The sequence below is a fragment of the Streptomyces sp. NPDC087901 genome (assembly GCF_044742205.1).
Lineage (GTDB): Bacteria > Actinomycetota > Actinomycetes > Streptomycetales > Streptomycetaceae > Streptomyces.
In genome coordinates this window covers 1-17,558 of sequence record NZ_JBIUUC010000007.1, presented here as the reverse complement: position 1 = coordinate 17,558, position 17,558 = coordinate 1, and the positions used below count along the sequence as shown (strand labels likewise).

Genomic DNA, 17,558 nt, shown 5'->3' with positions numbered 1-17,558 from the left:
CCGGCCCGGAGTACGTCACGGGCCGGGCGGGACCACCACCCACTTCGCGTGCCCGCCTCAGGAGCCGGCGCGCCCCAGCCGCTGCGCGACCTCCGTCGCCCAGTACGTCAGGATCATCTGCGCGCCCGCCCGCCGGATGCCCGTCAGGCTCTCCAGGATCGCCGCGTCCCGGTCGATCCAGCCCTTCTCCGCGGCGGCCTCGATCATCGAGTACTCGCCACTGATCTGGTACGCGGCGACCGGCACGTCCACCGACTCGGCGACCTTCGCCAGGACGTCGAGGTACGGTCCGGCCGGCTTGACCATGACCATGTCCGCGCCCTCGGCGAGGTCGAGCGCCAGCTCGCGCATCGACTCGCGGAGGTTGGCCGGGTCCTGCTGGTACGTCTTGCGGTCACCCTTGAGCGAGGACCCGACGGCCTCACGGAAGGGGCCGTAGAAGGCGGAGGAGTACTTCGCCGTGTACGCGAGGATCGACACGTCCTCGTACCCGGTCTGGTCCAGGGCGTCCCGGATCACGCCGACCTGGCCGTCCATCATGCCGCTGGGGCCGACCACATGGGCACCCGCGTCGGCCTGGACCTGGGCCATCTCCGCGTACCGTTCCAGCGTCGCGTCGTTGTCGACGCGACCGTCCTCGGTCAGCACACCGCAGTGGCCGTGGTCGGTGTACTCGTCCAGACAGAGGTCGGACATGACGACGAGATCGTCACCGACCTCCTCGCGCACCGCCCGCAGACCGACCTGGAGGATGCCGTCGGGGTCGGTGCCCGCCGTGCCTCGGGCGTCCTTCTTCTCGTCCAACGGCACACCGAACAGCATGATCCCGGAGACGCCCGCCGAGACCGCGTCGACCGCGGCCTTCCGCAGGGTGTCCAGGGTGTGCTGCTGCACGCCGGGCATGGCCGAGATGGCGACAGGGGCGTCGATGCCCTCGCGCACGAACGCGGGCAGGATCAGGTTCGCCGGGTCGAGCCGTGTCTCGGCGACCATCCGCCGCATCACGGGGGTCGTCCGCAGCCGTCGGGGGCGAGAGCCGGGGAAGTTTCCGTACACAGTCATCCTTCGAGACTAGACCCGTACACATCACGCTCTTACCGACACCTCTGCCGGGAAAGACGGGAGAAGAGGGCCGGGAAAACGGGCGGGGCCCGGCCGCTTCACGAAGAAGCAGCCGGGCCCCGCACGCGTCACACCGGATCAGGTCGTCGTACGACGCCGCCGCGCACCCGGACGGCGCTCGCTCGGCCGAGTCACCGGGTCACCGGCCTCCTTCGCCGCGTCCCGGCGCTGCGCGCCGAACTCGGCGAGAGCCGCGGCCAGCTTGTGCACCGAGGGCTCAGGCGACAGGACGTCGACGCGCAGACCGTGCTCCTCGGCGGTCTTCGCCGTGGCCGGGCCGATACATGCGATGACCGTCACGTTGTGCGGCTTGCCGGCGATGCCGACCAGGTTGCGCACGGTCGAGGACGAGGTGAAGAGCACCGCGTCGAAACCGCCGCCCTTGATGGCCTCACGCGTGTCGGCGGGCGGCGGCGAGGCGCGGACCGTGCGGTACGCGGTGACGTCGTCGACCTCCCAGCCGAGCTCGATCAGTCCGGCCACCAGCGTCTCGGTGGCGATGTCGGCGCGCGGCAGGAAGACGCGGTCGATCGGGTCGAAGACCGGGTCGTAGGGCGGCCAGTCCTCCAGCAGGCCCGCGGCGGACTGCTCACCGGAGGGCACCAGGTCGGGCTTCACACCGAAGTCGACGAGCGCGGCTGCGGTCTGCTCACCGACGGCCGCGACCTTGATCCCGGCGAAGGCACGGGCGTCGAGCCCGTACTCCTCGAACTTCTCCCGGACGGCCTTCACGGCGTTGACGCTGGTGAAGGCGATCCACTCGTAGCGGCCGGTGACCAGGCCCTTGACCGCGCGCTCCATCTGCTGGGGCGTACGCGGCGGCTCGACGGCGATCGTCGGGACCTCGTGCGGCACCGCGCCGTACGAACGCAGCTGGTCGGAGAGAGAGGCCGACTGCTCCTTCGTCCGCGGTACGAGCACCTTCCAGCCGAACATCGGCTTGGACTCGAACCACGCCAGCTGGTCGCGCTGGGCGGCAGAGCTCCGCTCCCCGACCACGGCTATGACGGGCTGGTGCCCGTCCGGCGACGGCAGGATCTTGCCCTGCTTGAAGACCTGGGCGATCGTGCCCAGCGTCGCCGTCCAGGTGCGCTGGCGCGTCGTCGTACCTGCGACCGTCACGGTCAGCGGGGTGTCGGGCTTGCGGCCCGCCGAGACCAGCTCGCCGGCGGCCGCGGCCACCGCGTCGAGCGACGTCGAGATGACGCACGTGGAATCGCTCGCGCCGACCTCGCTCCAGCAGCGGTCCGAGGCGGTACGGGCGTCGATGAAGCGGACGTCCGCGCCCTGCGCGTCGCGCAGCGGCACCCCGGCGTACGCGGGCACGCCCACGACGTTGGCGACGCCCGGTACGACCTCGAAGGGAATGCCCGCGGCGGCGCAGGCCAGCATCTCGCTGCCCGCGTTGCCGTCCAGGCCGGGATCACCCGAGACGGCACGAACGACCCGCCTGCCGCCCTTCGCGGCCTCCATGACAAGATTGACCGCATCCCTGAGAACGGGAACACCGGCGGCTGTTGACTGCGCGTCAACAACCGTCAGCTCAGGCGTGCTTACGCCTGCCCGCGCATGGCAGCGGACGACGCCGAGAACGTCCGGCTCGGCGACAAGAACGTCCGCGCTCGCAAGCGCCTCGACGGCGCGCAGAGTCAGCAGTCCCGGGTCGCCGGGACCGGCGCCGAGGAAGGTGACGTGCCCTGCGGACAGGACCGGGAATTCGGATGCGGCGTGGCCGGTGGGGCTCAAAGTGCTCGCTCCCCCATAAGACCGGCCGCACCCTTGGCGAGCATCTCGGCCGCGAGTTCGCGACCGAGGGCCGCCGCGTCGTCGTGCGACGTGGGGACGGGACCGGTGGTGGACAGCTGAACCAGCGAGGAACCGTCGGTGGAACCGACGACACCGCGCAGGCGCAGTTCGTTGACAGCCTGACCGTCGGCCAGGAGGTCGGCCAGCGCACCCACAGGTGCGGAGCAGCCGGCCTCCAGGGCGGCGAGCAGGGCACGCTCGGCGGTCACGGCGGCCCGGGTGTACGGGTCGTCGAGCTCGGCGAGCGCGGCGGCGAGGTCGGCGCTGCTGGCAGCGCATTCGATCGCCAGTGCTCCCTGGCCGGGAGCGGGCAGAACGGTGTCGACCGACAGGAAATCGGTCACCTCACCGCTCCGTCCGAGGCGGCTGAGGCCGGCCGCGGCGAGTACCACCGCGTCCAGTTCACCGCTTCGTACAAATCCGATACGCGTATCGACGTTGCCCCGGATCGGCACGGTCTCGATGTCGAGGCCGTGACTGCGGGCGTACGCGTTGAGCTGCGCCATGCGGCGCGGCGAACCGGTGCCGATGCGGGCACCGGACGGCAGCTGCTCGAAGGTCAGCCCGTCGCGCGCCACCAGCGCGTCGCGAGGGTCCTCGCGCACCGGCACGGCGGCCAGCACGAGGCCTTCGTGCGGCGTGGTCGGCAGGTCCTTGAGCGAGTGGACGGCGAAGTCCACCTCGCCGCGCAGCAGCGCGTCGCGCAGCGCGGCGACGAAGACGCCGGTCCCGCCGATCTGCGCGAGGTGCTCGCGGGAGGTGTCCCCGTACGTGGTGATCTCGACGAGTTCGACGGCGCGCCCTGTCACCTCGCTGACCGCGTCGGCCACGAGGCCGGACTGCGCCATGGCGAGCTTGCTGCGTCGGGTCCCCAGCCGCAGCGGCTTGGTGGCCCCCGCGCCCAGGGGTGAGTTGTCGGTCATGACCGCCCTCGATTCGGGTCGTTCAGGTCTGCCCGGGAGACGGCGGCGACCGTCTGCGGGTCGAGGTCGAAGAGTTCCCGCAGCGCATCGGCGTACCCGGCGCCGCCGGGCTCGCTGGCGAGCTGCTTGACCCGCACGGTGGGCGCGTGCAGGAGCTTGTCGACGACGCGGCGCACGGTCTGCGAGATCTCGGCGCGCTGCTTCTCGTCCAGGTCGGGGAGGCGTCCGTCCAGCCGTGCGATCTCGCCCGCGACCACTCCGGCGGCCATCGTGCGCAGGGCGACGACGGTGGGAGTGATGTGGGCGGCGCGCTGGGCGGCACCGAAGGCGGCGACCTCGTCGGCGACGATGGTGCGCACCTGGTCCACATCGGCGGCCATCGGGGCGTCCGCGGACGCCTCGGCGAGCGACTCGATGTCGACGAGGCGCACACCGTCGAGGCGGGCGGCGCCGCCGTCGATGTCGCGCGGCATCGCGAGGTCGAGCAGGGCCAGGCGGACGGGGCCGGTGGACTGGGCCGGGATCCGGCGCACGGCCTGGGCCTGCGCGATCGCGGTGGCGGAACCGTTCTCCACCCATGCGGCGTGCTGCTCGTCCGGCTCGGCGGCCGGTGCCGGCACGGGCACGGCGGGCGCCTCGGCCACGGGGTCGAAGTCCAGCCCGAGCGCCCCGGCGACGGCCTCCGCGCTGAGCACGAGACCGGTGGCACCGGTGCAGGAGACGACGACATCGGCACGTGTCAGTTCGTCGGAGACCGCGGCCATCTCCACGGCGTGGGCGGCCACCCCCGTACCGCCGGCCTGGTTGAGGATCTCCACCAGGCGGTCGGCGCGGGCGCGGGTGCGGTTGGCGACGACGATCTCGGCGACACCGGTACGGGCCAGGGTCGCGGCGGCCAGCGAGGACATCGAGCCCGCGCCGATGACCAGGGCGCGCTTGCCCTTCGCCCAGATCCCGGTGTCGCGCCCGTCGGCGAGCTGCTCCAGGCCGAAGGTGACGAGCGACTGCCCGGCCCGGTCGATCCCGGTCTCGCTGTGGGCGCGCTTGCCGACCCGCAGGGCCTGCTGGAAGAGGTCGTTCAGCAGCCGGCCGGCGGTGTGGAGCTCCTGCCCCAGCGCCAGCGCGTCCTTGATCTGGCCGAGGATCTGGCCCTCGCCCACGACCATCGAGTCCAGTCCGCAGGCCACCGAGAAGAGGTGGTGGACGGCCCGGTCCTCGTAGTGCACATAGAGATACGGGGTGAGCTCGTCCAGACCGACGCCGCTGTGCTGGGCGAGCAGCGTGGACAGCTCGGCGACGCCCGCGTGGAACTTGTCCACGTCGGCGTACAGCTCGATGCGGTTGCAGGTGGCGAGGACGGCGGCCTCGACCGCGGGCTCCGCGGCGAGGGTGTCCTGCAGCAGCTTGGCCTGGTTGTCGGCGGACAGCGAGGCCCGCTCCAGTACGGCGACGGGGGCGCTGCGGTGACTCAGACCTACGACGAGGAGACTCATGCCGGCATCACGGCGGGCATGTCCCCGTCGGGTCCCTTCCGGCTGCTGGTCGTGGCGCGCACGGGCGGCGCGGCCGGGTCCGGGCCGCTGTCGGCGGAAGCGGCCTCCTCGCCGGCCTTGCGCTGCTCGTGGAAGGCGAGGATCTGCAGCTCGATGGAGAGGTCGACCTTGCGCACGTCGACGCCGTCGGGCACCGAGAGCACGGTCGGGGCGAAATTCAGGATGGAGGTGACACCCGCGGCGACGAGCCGGTCACAGACCTGCTGGGCGGCGCCGGGCGGCGTGGTGATCACACCGATCGACACCCCGTTCTCGCTGATGATGCGGTCCATGTCGTCGGCGTGCTGGACGGGGATCCCGGCGACCGGCGTTCCGGCCATCGCGGGATCGGCGTCGATCAGCGCGGCGACCCGGAACCCGCGGGAGGCGAAACCGCCGTAGTTGGCGAGCGCCGCGCCGAGGTTACCGATGCCGACGATGGCGACCGGCCAGTCCTGGGTGAGGCCGAGTTCGCGCGAGATCTGGTAGACGAGATACTCGACGTCGTAGCCGACGCCGCGCGTCCCGTACGAGCCGAGGTAGCTGAAGTCCTTGCGCAGCTTCGCGGAGTTGACCCCCGCCGCCGCAGCGAGCTCCTCGGAGGAGACCGTGGGGACCGAGCGCTCGGAGAGCGCGGTCAGCGCACGGAGATACAGCGGAAGTCGGGCGACGGTGGCCTCGGGAATTCCTCGGCTACGGGTCGCCGGTCGGTGATTTCGGCCAGTTGCCACGGTGCTCCTGCGGGATGAGCGGGGCTGCAGGCGGCCGTATGTCCCAAGACCGCCCCGTCGAATGCAGGCTATGTCTTTGTGAACGCGTGCACAAAGATAGTGTCCGTTTTGTCCGGTCAAAGTGACCGGGGTCACGCGCATTCCTCGCGCGATCCAGGAACCAGGGTTCGCATCAGCCCGTTGCAGGCCCGAAGGGGGCAAAGCGGAACACACTCCTCACAGCCACGCCCCCGAGACCACTCAAAACGCCCACGATGGTAACCGGGTTTCACTCAGGAAAGCAGCGCGCTGCGCAGTCTTGCCGGGTCCACACGCCAGAACGTGTGCTGTTCGTTATCAACGAGGACGACGGGGATCTGCTCCCAGTACTCCCGGTACAGCTCCTCGTCCTGAGTGATGTCCTTCTCCTCCCAGGACACGCCGGTCTCCTCGCAGACCGTCCGCACCACCGCCCTGGCGTCGTCACAGAGGTGACACCCCGGCTTCCCGACCAGGGTCACCACGCGGTCGGCGGGCTTCTTCTTCGTACGACGCAGCAAGGCACTCATACCTTTATTCTGCGCCGCCCCCGGGCCCGCTCCGGCATTGATCCGGTCCTGATGCGCTACGCCCGGAATCACCCGTTTAACGTGTCGGCCTCCGAGAGTTCACGCCACCGCATCCCGGCAGGTCGGGAAGGGGCGGGGCAACTGGCTATGCTCACGGCATGGCCGCTCTTGGATGGCTCACACCGCGTAGGCGTTCCGCGACAGCACGCAGCGTGCTGGCAGGCGAAGCGGCGGCGGAGGCAGCACGGAAGTCCTCACTCGCCGCCGAGCAGTCCGCCGGCGCCGAGGACGGCACCGCCCCCGGCACACTGTCCGCCGCGGACGACGGAGAACCCGAGTTCCCCGTCGTCGGCGACGACCGGGCCGCCGCCTTCTTCGACCTCGACAACACCGTCATGCAGGGCGCCGCGATCTTCCACTTCGGCCGCGGGCTGTACAAACGGAAGTTCTTCGAGCGCCGCGAACTCACCCGGTTCGCCTGGCAGCAGGCCTGGTTCCGGCTGGCCGGCGTCGAGGATCCCGAACACATGCAGGACGCGCGCGACAGCGCCCTGTCCATCGTCAAGGGCCACCGCGTCTCCGAGCTGATGTCGATCGGCGAGGAGATCTACGACGAGTACATGGCCGACCGCATCTGGCCGGGCACCCGCGCGCTCGCCCAGGCCCACCTCGACGCCGGCCAGAAGGTCTGGCTGGTCACCGCCGCACCGGTGGAGACCGCCACGATCATCGCCCGCCGGCTCGGCCTGACTGGGGCGCTGGGCACCGTCGCCGAATCGGTCGACGGCGTCTACACCGGGCGCCTCGTCGGCGAACCGCTGCACGGCCCCGCGAAGGCCGAGGCGGTGCGCGCCCTGGCCGCGGCGGAGGGCCTGGACCTGGCCCGCTGCGCGGCGTACAGCGACTCGCACAACGACATCCCCATGCTGTCCCTGGTCGGGCACCCGTACGCGATCAACCCGGACACCAAGCTCCGCAAGCACGCGCGCGCCCTGGACTGGCGGCTGCGCGACTACCGGACCGGCCGCAAGGCCGCCAAGGTCGGCATCCCGGCCGCCGCCGGTGTGGGCGCCCTCGCCGGCGGCACCGCCGCGGCCGTGGCCCTGCACCGCCGCCGCCGCTGAGAGGCTGCCGGGCGGCCCCGGCCGGTGACCACCCGGCAGCCCGACAGTCCGCGAGGCCGCCCCGCGGACGGTCCGGCTACCCGGCTGCTGCTCGGCTGCTGCCCCGGCGGGACCGGGCCACGCCCGGCCCCTGCCGCCAATCGGGACCCCCTACCCACCGAGCGCTCCGGCCAGTCGGGTTACCCGCACTCGACCACAACCTGTCGCGGCGCCAGGCAGATCTCGAAATAATTCGATCAACAACCGGTCACGATGTGCTACTTGATGCGTCGCATAGTCGCTACAGAAGCGACGTAATCGGTGATTTGAGCAACTGGGTGTAGCACTGCCTGTACGAAGCGTTATTCTCCTCAGACGCATTCCGGAACCCACCACTCACTACGACGAGTGACGGTTTCGCACTGCACGTGATGGAAGCTCTGCCTCTGGGAGTCCCGTGTACCCACACGTCGGGGTTGACGCCTCGGGCCTGGCTACGCTGCGCGCAACGGTCGCCGACCGCTTGCGCGGCTTCGTCCCCACCGCGTACGCCGTACCCGCCTTTGCCACCCCTGCACCTGCCGGCCCCTGCTACGCCCTGGCTGAACGTAGCGCGGCGGTCGGAAGACGCAGCAACCGCGGCGCAACGACCACGTCCACCGTTCGTCGGCCGACCGCCGACAGCGACAGCGCGCGCATGATGGATCTTGTCGAGCGCGCACAGGCCGGTGAGGCTGACGCCTTCGGCCGCCTCTATGACCAGTACAGCGACACCGTGTACCGCTACATCTACTACCGGGTGGGCGGCAAGGCGACAGCGGAGGACCTCACGAGTGAGACCTTCCTGCGCGCCCTGCGGCGCATCTCCACGTTCACCTGGCAGGGCCGCGACTTCGGCGCCTGGCTGGTCACTATCGCTCGTAACCTGGTCGCCGACCACTTCAAATCCAGTCGCTTCCGACTGGAAGTGACCACCGGCGAAATGCTCGACGCCAACGAGGTCGAGCGCAGCCCCGAGGACTCCGTCCTGGAGTCCCTCTCCAATGCCGCACTGCTCCAAGCCGTGCGCCGACTCAACCCCCAGCAGCAGGAGTGCGTGACCCTGCGCTTCCTGCAAGGCCTCTCGGTCGCCGAGACCGCCCGGGCGATGGGCAAGAACGAGGGCGCGATCAAGACCCTGCAGTACCGCGCCGTCCGCACCCTTGCCCGGCTCCTTCCGGACGATGCCCGCTGACCCCACCCCTACTCCCGGCGATATGTTCATCACGCACTGGTCCGATCATCCTTCGTGCGTAACCCAAGTGCCGCACCGCTCGTTGTGCCGGTTGCAGGCCCCCTGTCGTCACCCCATGTCCGCGGACACTCACTCATTCGTGTGGATGCGCTCAAGGTGTGCAACCTTCCGGACCCACAGGGGAGTCGACCGTCATGACGAGAGGAGGTGCCGCCAGTGATCGCAAACGTTTCGGCACACCGGCGGGCGAACGCCTTCGCCCAGGCCCTGGAGGAGCAGTCGCTCCGCGGTGCGGCGGCCGTACAGCCCGAGGACCCGGCCGAACAGGCTGGCCCCGGACCGCTGTTGGCCCTGGCGAACGGCCTCGGTGAGCTACCGAAGCCGGAGTTGGATCCCGAGGTCAAAGTGGTGCAGCGAGCCCAGCTCGTCGCCGCCATGGAGGCCATGTTCGCCGAGGGCGGCGCAGCCGCGGACCCTTCGGTGCCCGAACAACGGGGCAAGGGGGCCCACCGGGCCTCGCCACTCCGGAAACTGCGCCCCAGATCGCGCTGGACGAAGGGCCTCGCAGCCGGCGGGCTCACCGTCGGTGTGGCCGCCGGGGCCTTCGGCGGAGTGGCGGCTGCCAGCTCCGACGCCCTGCCGGGTGACTCCCTCTACGGGCTGAAGCGCGGCATGGAGGACATCCACCTCGGCCTGGCCGACGGCGACGCGGACCGCGGCGAGGTCTACCTGGACCAGGCCTCGACCCGGCTCAGCGAAGCCCGCAGGCTGATGGAGCGCGCGCGCTCCGGCGACCTGGACCACGAGCAGCTCGGCGAGGTCAGACGCACGCTCAACGGCATGACCCACGACGCCACCGAGGGCCACCGCCTTCTCCACGCCGCCTACGAACGGGACGGCACGATCGGCCCCATCCAGACCCTCGACTCCTTCTCCCGCGCGCACCGCGAGAGCTGGAGCAGCCTCCGCGACCGCCTCCCCGTACAGCTGACCGACGTCGGCGACCAGGTGAGCTCGGTCTTCGAGGCCATAGACGAAGAGGTCGGGCCACTGCAGTCGCTACTCCCCCGCACCCCGGAGACGGGCAGCGGATCCCAGGAGTCCGGCACCACCGATTCCGGCACCGGCTCCGGCTCCGCCTCGTCCTCCCGTTCGCAGGCCCCGTCGCCCTCGTCACCCTCCGGCACGCACGACAGCGGTACGGGCACCAGCTCCTCGCCCAAGCCGTCGGGCTCGGGCAGCACCCCGGCGGACGGCCTGATCGGCGGCGGCACGGACGGGCTCTTCGACCCGCCGTCGCCCGACGCCACCACACCGACACAGGACACACCGAGCACGACCCCGTCACCGGACATCACCCTGCCGCCGCTGATCCCCGGCCTGATCGGCGGCCTCGGGATCGACGCCGAGGACGACAAGAACTGACGCGATGTGACGGGGCGGCCACATCCCAGGGCCGCCCCGTCACATCCCAGGGCCGCCGGGCAAAATCAAGCCCGTCAAGGGGGTCCCCCCATGCCTTTGAGGCTACGTGGGAGATTGCATGGGGGAGATTAAGGGCAAGACACCCCGCCCGGGCACCCGGGCACCACTCAGAAGAACACCGACCGCCGCTGCACCAGCAGCTTGTACAGCGTGTGCTGAATCTGCTCCCGCACCTGATCCGTCAGGTTGAACATCAGCATGGGATCCTCCGCCGCCTCCAACGGATACCCGTCCGTGGGGATCGGCTCACCGAACTGGATCGTCCACTTCGTCGGCAACGGCACCGCCCCCAACGGCCCCAGCCAGGGAAACGTCGGCGTGATCGGGAAGTACGGGAAACCCAGCAGCCGCGCCAGCGTCTTCGCGTTGCCGATCATCGGGTAGATCTCCTCCGCCCCCACGATCGAGCACGGCACGATCGGCACCCCGGCCCGCAACGCGGTCGAGACGAAACCGCCCCGCCCGAAGCGCTGCAGCTTGTACCGCTCGCCGAACGGCTTGCCGATGCCCTTGAAGCCCTCCGGCATCACCCCGACGACCTCGCCCTTGCGCAGCAGCCGCTCCGCGTCCTCCGCGCAGGCCAGCGTGTGCCCAGCCTTACGGGCCAGCTCGTTCACGACCGGCAGCATGAAGACCAGGTCCGCGGCGAGCAGCCGCAGATGCCGCCCCGCCGGATGGTTGTCGTGCACCGCTACCTGGAGCATCAGCCCGTCCAGCGGCAGCGTCCCCGAGTGGTTGGACACGATGAGCGCACCCCCGTCCGACGGGATGTTCTCGATGCCCTTCACCTCGACCCGGAAGTACTTCTCGTACACCGGCCGCAGCATCGACATCAGGACCTGGTCGGTGAGCTCCTCGTCGTAACCGAACTCGTCGACGTCGTACTCGCCCGTGACCCGTCGCCGCAGGAACGCGAGCCCGCCCGCGATCCGCCGGTCCCAGTCACCGCCTCCCGCGTCCTCAGCGGCCACCACGGCCTCCTCCTGCCCTTCCGGCGGCAGCCCCGCCGTCGGCTGCCCGGGCAGGGCGCTGACGGACCCTGAACCGCGTCCCGAGGGCCGTCGGCGCGCGGCGCGCGACACACCCCCCGACCGCGAACGGTCGTCGTCGAACGGAATGACCTTGGCATCCGCCATCGTCGGTGCGCTCCTCTACCTGACGCTCGGAGTCGGGTGTGTGTCGCCGCCGGCCCCGGTGGCCCCACCGGCGAACGGCATCGCGGCCAGTCTGTCGACGGCCCGGCCCACCGCCGCGGGCGGCAGCAGCCCCGGCCCGCGGCTGCGCGCGAACTCGGCGAAGGTCTCCGCCGTGGAGAACCGCGGACGGAAGCCCAGGGTCTCGCGCATCTGGACCGTGGAGACCACCCTGCCATGGGTGAGCAGCCGGATCTGTTCCGGCGAGAAGTCCGTCATACCGACAGTACGCAGCGCCTGCCCGACCCAGGTGACCGCGGGCAGCAGCAGCGGCATCGTGGGCCGCCCCAGCCGCCGCGAACACTGCGACAGCAGCAGCACCCCGTCCCCCGCGATGTTGAACGTGCCGCTGTTCAGCGTCCCGCGCCGCGGTTCGCTCGCCGCGAGGCCCAGCACGTCGATGACGTCGTCCTCATGGACGAACTGGAGCCGCGGGTCGTACCCGAACACCGTCGGCAGCACCGGCAGCGACAGATAGTCGGCCAGCGGCGAGTCGGGATCGGGCCCCAGGATGTTCGCGAACCTCAGCACGCACACGGCCACGTCCGGCCGGCGGCGCGCGAAGCCCCGCACGTACCCCTCGACCTCCACCGCGTCCTTCGCGAAGCCCCCGCTCGGCAGCGCCTTGGCCGGAGTCGTCTCGTGGAAGACCGCCGGGTCGCGGGGCGCGGAGCCGTACACCCCCGTGCTGGACTTGACCACCATCCGCCGGACCGACGGCGCCTTCTGACAGGCGCCGAGCAGCTGCATGGTGCCGATGACGTTGGTCTCCTTGACCGCGGTACGCCCCTGGGCCCCGAGCGTCTTGGCGCTGACGTCCAGGTGGACGACCGTGTCGACCGCGTGCTCGGCGAGGACTCTGGCGATGGCGGGCTGGCGGATGTCCGCGCGTACGAAGACGGCGTCACCCAACTGGTGCCCGGGCGCGACCGCGTCGACGGCGATCACCCGGTCCACTTCCGGATCACGCTGGATACGCCGCACGAACCGGCCGCCCAGCTGCCGGGCAGCTCCCGTGACGAGCACGACCTTCCCCAAGATCAGCGCCTTCCGTCGGTCTCCCGTGAGGTGAGTGAAAGGGGGCGCCCGCGAAAAGGCACTCCCCCGGTCGTCACCGTAGCGGGTGGATGCTGCCCTGTGGCGACTGCGCGGCGGCCTTCTCCCGCGTCTTGGCCCGAATGTGCGCACCCTTCACAAACACCCCCCATACAGCACCGCAGCCCTCCCGCCTGATCGGCGGGAGGGCTGCGGATTTCACGAACTGCGTTCGCTTACTTCTTGTTGCGACGCTGAACGCGCGTGCGCTTGAGCAGCTTGCGGTGCTTCTTCTTGGCCATCCGCTTACGCCGCTTCTTGATAACAGAGCCCACGACTACCCTCGCTCACTTCTTCTTCACTGGTGCGGGGCGTCTGGGCCCACACGACCTACGTCGGCCTAGCCTACCCGCCACCGGGTGAGGTACGTAATCCGAGGGGAACGTCAGGCCGTCCCCACCCCCACGAAGGACTCGCGGAGATACTCGTGAACCGCTTGCTCCGGCACCCGGAAGGACCTGCCCACCCGGATCGCCGGCAGATGACCACTGTGCACCAAGCGGTACACGGTCATCTTCGACACTCGCATGACCGAGGCAACTTCCGCCACAGTCAGAAACTTGACCTCGTTGAGAGGCCTCTCGCTGTCAGCAGCCATGACCCACCTGTACCTTCCGCACGAGACGCGCACCGGCTTCCCCTCCGGTGACTCTTCGTCGTTGTGCGCTCACTCCCCAGATTAGGGGCGGGTGATGCGAGTGGGGAAGAGGAGAGACGATCGGCCGCCTACTGTGACAGACACGCCCGATTGAGTACATAGCGCGTCAGCGGCAGGTAGTACGCGGACCGCACGGCGTCGTCGAGCGGAACGGCGACCGCCACCCGGCCCTCCGCCTCCCCGACGAACAGCGCCGGATCGTCCGTATCGGCCAGACCGATCGCCTCGATGCCCAGCTGACCTGCCCCGCAGACCCAGCCGTGGTCCCCCACGACGAGTTCCGGCAGCGGCCCCCGGGCATCCGCGGCAGCCTCCAGCGCCACCCTCAGCGGGAGCGGTGAGTGGGTGTGTGCGCCGGTGCCACCACCGGGCACCCGCACGCCGGGTTCGCGCACCATCGCAACTCCCCGTACGTAGTCGAGGTTGTACGTACGTACGCCGAACCGGGTCGTTATGTCGATACGTCGCCCCTGCGCGGGAGTGAGCACGGTGCACCCCACCGCCGACAAGGCGTCTGCCAGCGCAGCGTAGAAACCGAGCAGACGGTGCGGATGCCCCGTTCCGAACAACACCGGCGCCCGCCGCACCGCAGCCTGTGACAACCGCTCGGCAAACGCGTCCAGCCCCGCCAGCGTCCGCTCCGGATCGATCACATCGGGACCCGACACATGCGCGGGATCGTCCGAGACCCCGCACTTGTCGGCCATGAGCCGCAGCAGGTCCCGCTCCCCCCACACCCGTCCGGGATCAAGACCGAGCGTCACCCGCGGATCCCTGGCCGCGAACAGCCGATAGCTCCGCAGACTCAGTTCCCGCGAAGTGGCCACGGGCCCGGCCAGCCGGGCCGCCAGCAGATGCGCGCGAAGCGCTCCGGTACTCAACACCCTGCCGATGCTGCCCGACCGACCGCACCCAGGGACCAAAACCCGGGATACGCCCCACAGTTGGAGTAACCCCGGCACAACACCCGCACCCGGAACGGCCTCAGGTCAGCAGCCCCCGCAGCGGAAACACCGCACGCCTGGTCGCGAGCACCGCCTGGTCCAGCCGGTCCGCGGGGTCGTAACCGTCCTCCCAGGCCTTCCACGACGGGGTACGCCCGTCCGTCATCCGGGCCGGCCCGAGCTGCCGGGTCCGGGCGTAGACCTCGTCCCGCCACGACGACGGGATCACCGACTCGGGGTCCACCGGCGCATGCGCGGCGATCCCCACCAGATGCGTCCAGGACCGCGGCACCACGTCCACCACCGCATAACCGCCCCCGCCGAGCGCCACCCATCGGCCACCGTCCGCGTACTCGTGCGCCAGGTCGTGGCAGGCGGCCATCACGGCCCGCTGCGCGTCCAGCGACACCGCGAGATGGGCCAGCGGGTCCTCGAAGTGCGTATCGGCCCCGTGCTGCGTCACCAGCACCTGCGGCCGGAAGTCCGCCAGCAGCTCGGGCACCACCGCGTGGAACGCCCGCAGCCACCCCGCGTCGCCCGTGCCGGCCGGCAGCGCCACATTGACCGCACCGCCCTCACCGGCCCCCGCCCCGGTCTCCTCCGGCCAGCCGGTCTGCGGGAAGAGCGTCCTGGGGTGCTCGTGCAGCGAGACGGTCAGAACCCGCGGGTCCTCCCAGAAGGCCGCCTGCACCCCGTCGCCGTGGTGCACGTCCACATCGACGTAAGCGACGCGCTCCGCCCCCAGCTCCAGCAGCCGCGCGATGGCGAGCGCCGGATCGTTGTAGATGCAGAAACCCGCAGCACCGCCGGGCATGGCGTGATGGAGCCCGCCGGCGAAGTTCACGGCGTGCCCGGTCTCACCCCGCCACACGGCCTCGGCCGCCGCCACCGACTGCCCGGCGATCAGCGCCGACACCTCGTGCATCCCGGCGAACGCCGGATCGTCCGTCGTGCCGATCCCGTAGCTCTGGTCCGCGGCCCGCGGATCGACGGAGGCGGCCCGCACGGCCGCCACGTAGTCCGACCGGTGCACAAGCCGCAGCGTCGAATCCCCGGCCACCTTGGCGGCCACGACGTCCACCGCCCGGTCGAGACCGAACGCCCGCACCAACCCCATCGTCAGGACGAGCCTGACCGGGTCCATGGGATGACTGTCCCCGAAGTCGTATCCCGTTACTGCGTCATCCCACATCAACTGTGCGCGGCCGCTCATGCCCGCCACCGTATCGGGCAGGCTCCGCGCCGAACGACTTGGCGTACACCAGCGTCGCGAGCACCAGCACCATCGGGACGAGCATCGCGCCCCGGTAGCTCCACGCGTCCCCGAGCGCCCCCACCAACGGCGAGCCGACCAGGAATCCCACGTAGTTGAAGATGTTCAGACGGGCGATCGCGGTGTCGCTCGCCCCGGGGAACATCCGCCCCGCGGCCGCGAACGTCTGCGGCACGATCACGCAGAGGCCGAGCCCCAGCATCGTGAACCCGAGCATCCCCACCCAGGCCCCGCCGGCGACGGCCACCACCCCGAACCCGGCCGCGGCCAGCACGCTCCCGGACCGCACCACGGCCACGGCACCGAACCGCCGCACCCCGAAGTCCCCCACGGTCCGCCCCAGCAGCGTGGTCACCATGTAGACGTTGTACGGGACGGTCGAGAGCTGCTCCGAACTCCCCAGCACATCCTGCAGATACTTCGCACTCCAGTTGGAGACCGTCGAATCCCCGATGTACGCGAAGCACATCACCAGACAGAGCGGCATCAGCAGCTTGAAGGAGACCGAACCGGCCTTCCCCCGCTCCGCACCCAGCAGCTCCTCCTCCTGCTTCCCCTCCACGTACCACCGGCTCCCGGCGAACGCGACGGGCAGCAACACCACAACCACCGGAAGGTACGAGACCAGCAGCGACAGATCCCAGTGCGCCCCGGCCCACGCCATGGACGCCCCGGCAATCCCGCCCAGGCTGTACGCGGCATGGAAGCCGAGCATGATGGAGCGCCCGTACGCCCGCTGAAGACTGACCCCCATCATGTTCATGGAGGCGTCCAGTGCACCCACGGACAGCCCGAACACGCCGAGCGCCAGGGCCGCTTCCCACACCTCGCTCCCGGCACCGACGCCGAGCAGCGCAAGCAGCACGACCGGCTGCGCCCACCGCAGGACCACCCTCGGCCGTACTCGCGCGACCACCTTCTCGGTGACCACGCTGCCCACGCCTGCCAGGATCGGCACGGCGGCGAGGAACACGGGCAGCAGGCCGTCGGATATCCCGTACCGGTCCTGAATCGCGGGGATCCGGGTGACGAGGAGAGCGAAGGTGACGCCCTGCACGAAGAAGCTCAACGCAAGGGAGGCTCTGCCGTGCCGCAAACGTGCATCTGTCATGTGCGCGAGCGTAGAGCCAGTCTCTACCCATGGGTAGAGACGTCAGGCAAGCAATTCCCGCAGCTGTCCCATGTCGGAAAAATGCCCGGTCACCCCGGCCAGCCGGTCCGCCGGCATCATCGACGTGAACCCGTACACATCCATCCCCGCGGCCCTGGCTGCCTCCACCCCGAGCGGGCTGTCCTCGATGACGACGCACCGTTCGGGAGCCACGCCCATCCGTTCGGCGGCGAGGAGGAACAGATCGGGCGCAGGTTTCCCACGGCCCACGTCCTCCGCAGAGAAGATCCACTCCTCCTCGAACCACTGGTCGAGCCCCGTCTTGCGGTGGCTGACCCGGATCCGCTCGTGGCTGCTGGAGGAGGCGACACAGTAGGGAATCCCGTCGGCGACGAGCTCCCCCAGCACCTCTTCCACACCGGGAACAGGTTCCAGCTCCCGCTGGAACGCGGCAAAGATCCGTGAGTGAAGCGTGTCGTCGAAGTCCGCGGGCAGCTTCTCGCCGCCTCGCTCCTCGACGAGGTCGTGCACCCGGTGCACGGCAGACCCCATGTAGTCGCGGAGGGACTCCTCGTACGAGGTGGGGTGCCCGAGCTCTGTGAGGTAGCCGGCCAGGATGGTGTTGGCGATCGGCTCGCTGTCCACGAGCACACCGTCGTTGTCGAAGATGACCAGTTCGTAGCGCATGTCATGACCTTAAACGGTCGGAACGCAGAAAAGCCCCGTGCCACAAGGGCACGGGGCTTAACTATCAAAAGGAGTTCGGCGGCGTCCTACTCTCCCACAGGGTCCCCCCTGCA

The 17,558-nt window shown here is 70.2% G+C and carries 17 protein-coding genes; 3 read left to right on the top strand and 14 right to left on the bottom strand.

What is annotated here, in order from left to right; translation table 11 throughout:
- Window positions 1-57: 57 nt before the first annotated feature.
- The 6 genes from hemB to ACIOEW_RS22075 all read right to left on the bottom strand — a co-directional run bounded on the left by hemB (window position 58) and on the right by ACIOEW_RS22075 (window position 6,662).
- Window positions 58-1,062 (bottom strand): porphobilinogen synthase, encoded by a 1,005-nt coding sequence (hemB, locus tag ACIOEW_RS22100; protein WP_401965228.1) that lies wholly within the window; start codon window positions 1,060-1,062, stop codon window positions 58-60.
- 138 nt (window positions 1,063-1,200) lie between these two features.
- A complete protein-coding gene (locus ACIOEW_RS22095; RefSeq protein WP_362553840.1) occupies window positions 1,201-2,868 on the bottom strand; it encodes a bifunctional uroporphyrinogen-III C-methyltransferase/uroporphyrinogen-III synthase in 1,668 nt (555 codons plus the stop codon).
- On the bottom strand, window positions 2,865-3,851 hold the full coding sequence (hemC, locus tag ACIOEW_RS22090) for a hydroxymethylbilane synthase (RefSeq protein ID WP_350991741.1): 987 nt from the start codon (window positions 3,849-3,851) through the stop codon (window positions 2,865-2,867). Before hemC ends, ACIOEW_RS22095 begins: the two co-directional genes overlap by 4 nt.
- Window positions 3,848-5,344 (bottom strand): glutamyl-tRNA reductase, encoded by a 1,497-nt coding sequence (locus tag ACIOEW_RS22085; protein ID WP_401965226.1) that lies wholly within the window; start codon window positions 5,342-5,344, stop codon window positions 3,848-3,850. Before ACIOEW_RS22085 ends, hemC begins: the two co-directional genes overlap by 4 nt.
- Window positions 5,341-6,114: a redox-sensing transcriptional repressor Rex gene (locus ACIOEW_RS22080; protein ID WP_350991745.1), complete on the bottom strand. Its 774-nt coding sequence runs from the start codon at window positions 6,112-6,114 to the stop codon at window positions 5,341-5,343. Before ACIOEW_RS22080 ends, ACIOEW_RS22085 begins: the two co-directional genes overlap by 4 nt.
- 272 nt (window positions 6,115-6,386) lie before the next feature.
- The gene (locus tag ACIOEW_RS22075; protein ID WP_362553852.1) at window positions 6,387-6,662 is read right to left on the bottom strand and encodes a glutaredoxin family protein; all 276 of its coding nucleotides are present in this window, start codon (window positions 6,660-6,662) and stop codon (window positions 6,387-6,389) included.
- Window positions 6,663-6,820: 158 nt separating this feature from the next.
- Between ACIOEW_RS22075 and ACIOEW_RS22070 the strand changes: the two genes are divergently transcribed.
- The 3 genes from ACIOEW_RS22070 (at window position 6,821) to ACIOEW_RS22060 (ending at window position 10,424) form a co-directional block, all read left to right on the top strand.
- On the top strand, window positions 6,821-7,786 hold the full coding sequence (locus ACIOEW_RS22070) for an HAD-IB family hydrolase (protein ID WP_362553855.1): 966 nt from the start codon (window positions 6,821-6,823) through the stop codon (window positions 7,784-7,786).
- 436 nt (window positions 7,787-8,222) lie between these two features.
- The gene (locus ACIOEW_RS22065) at window positions 8,223-8,999 is read left to right on the top strand and encodes an ECF subfamily RNA polymerase sigma factor, BldN family (protein ID WP_350991751.1); all 777 of its coding nucleotides are present in this window, start codon (window positions 8,223-8,225) and stop codon (window positions 8,997-8,999) included.
- Between the two features lie 216 nt (window positions 9,000-9,215).
- Complete coding sequence (locus ACIOEW_RS22060) at window positions 9,216-10,424, top strand: DUF5667 domain-containing protein (RefSeq protein ID WP_401965225.1); 1,209 nt, start codon at window positions 9,216-9,218, stop codon at window positions 10,422-10,424.
- Window positions 10,425-10,591: 167 nt separating this feature from the next.
- On the opposite strand, the gene ACIOEW_RS22055 is transcribed toward ACIOEW_RS22060, so the two are convergent.
- The 8 genes from ACIOEW_RS22055 to ACIOEW_RS22020 form a co-directional block, all read right to left on the bottom strand.
- Window positions 10,592-11,620, bottom strand: coding sequence for a lysophospholipid acyltransferase family protein (locus ACIOEW_RS22055; RefSeq protein WP_401965224.1), 1,029 nt, complete (start codon window positions 11,618-11,620; stop codon window positions 10,592-10,594).
- Between the two features lie 15 nt (window positions 11,621-11,635).
- Window positions 11,636-12,715, bottom strand: a complete 1,080-nt coding sequence (locus ACIOEW_RS22050) for an NAD-dependent epimerase/dehydratase family protein (protein ID WP_362553863.1) — start codon at window positions 12,713-12,715, stop codon at window positions 11,636-11,638.
- A 233-nt stretch (window positions 12,716-12,948) separates the two neighbouring features.
- Window positions 12,949-13,047 (bottom strand): 30S ribosomal protein bS22, encoded by a 99-nt coding sequence (locus ACIOEW_RS22045; protein ID WP_003948845.1) that lies wholly within the window; start codon window positions 13,045-13,047, stop codon window positions 12,949-12,951.
- A gap of 110 nt (window positions 13,048-13,157) precedes the next feature.
- Window positions 13,158-13,370: a helix-turn-helix domain-containing protein gene (locus ACIOEW_RS22040; RefSeq protein WP_123460011.1), complete on the bottom strand. Its 213-nt coding sequence runs from the start codon at window positions 13,368-13,370 to the stop codon at window positions 13,158-13,160.
- A gap of 128 nt (window positions 13,371-13,498) precedes the next feature.
- Window positions 13,499-14,314 (bottom strand): phosphatase, encoded by an 816-nt coding sequence (locus tag ACIOEW_RS22035; protein WP_362553866.1) that lies wholly within the window; start codon window positions 14,312-14,314, stop codon window positions 13,499-13,501.
- 100 nt (window positions 14,315-14,414) lie between these two features.
- The gene (locus tag ACIOEW_RS22030) at window positions 14,415-15,587 is read right to left on the bottom strand and encodes an acetoin utilization protein AcuC (RefSeq protein ID WP_401965223.1); all 1,173 of its coding nucleotides are present in this window, start codon (window positions 15,585-15,587) and stop codon (window positions 14,415-14,417) included.
- A complete protein-coding gene (locus ACIOEW_RS22025; protein WP_401965222.1) occupies window positions 15,556-16,758 on the bottom strand; it encodes an MFS transporter in 1,203 nt (400 codons plus the stop codon). The genes ACIOEW_RS22030 and ACIOEW_RS22025 overlap by 32 nt, the downstream gene beginning before the upstream one ends.
- A gap of 42 nt (window positions 16,759-16,800) precedes the next feature.
- Window positions 16,801-17,445 (bottom strand): HAD family hydrolase, encoded by a 645-nt coding sequence (locus ACIOEW_RS22020; RefSeq protein ID WP_401965220.1) that lies wholly within the window; start codon window positions 17,443-17,445, stop codon window positions 16,801-16,803.
- Window positions 17,446-17,558 lie beyond the last annotated feature (113 nt).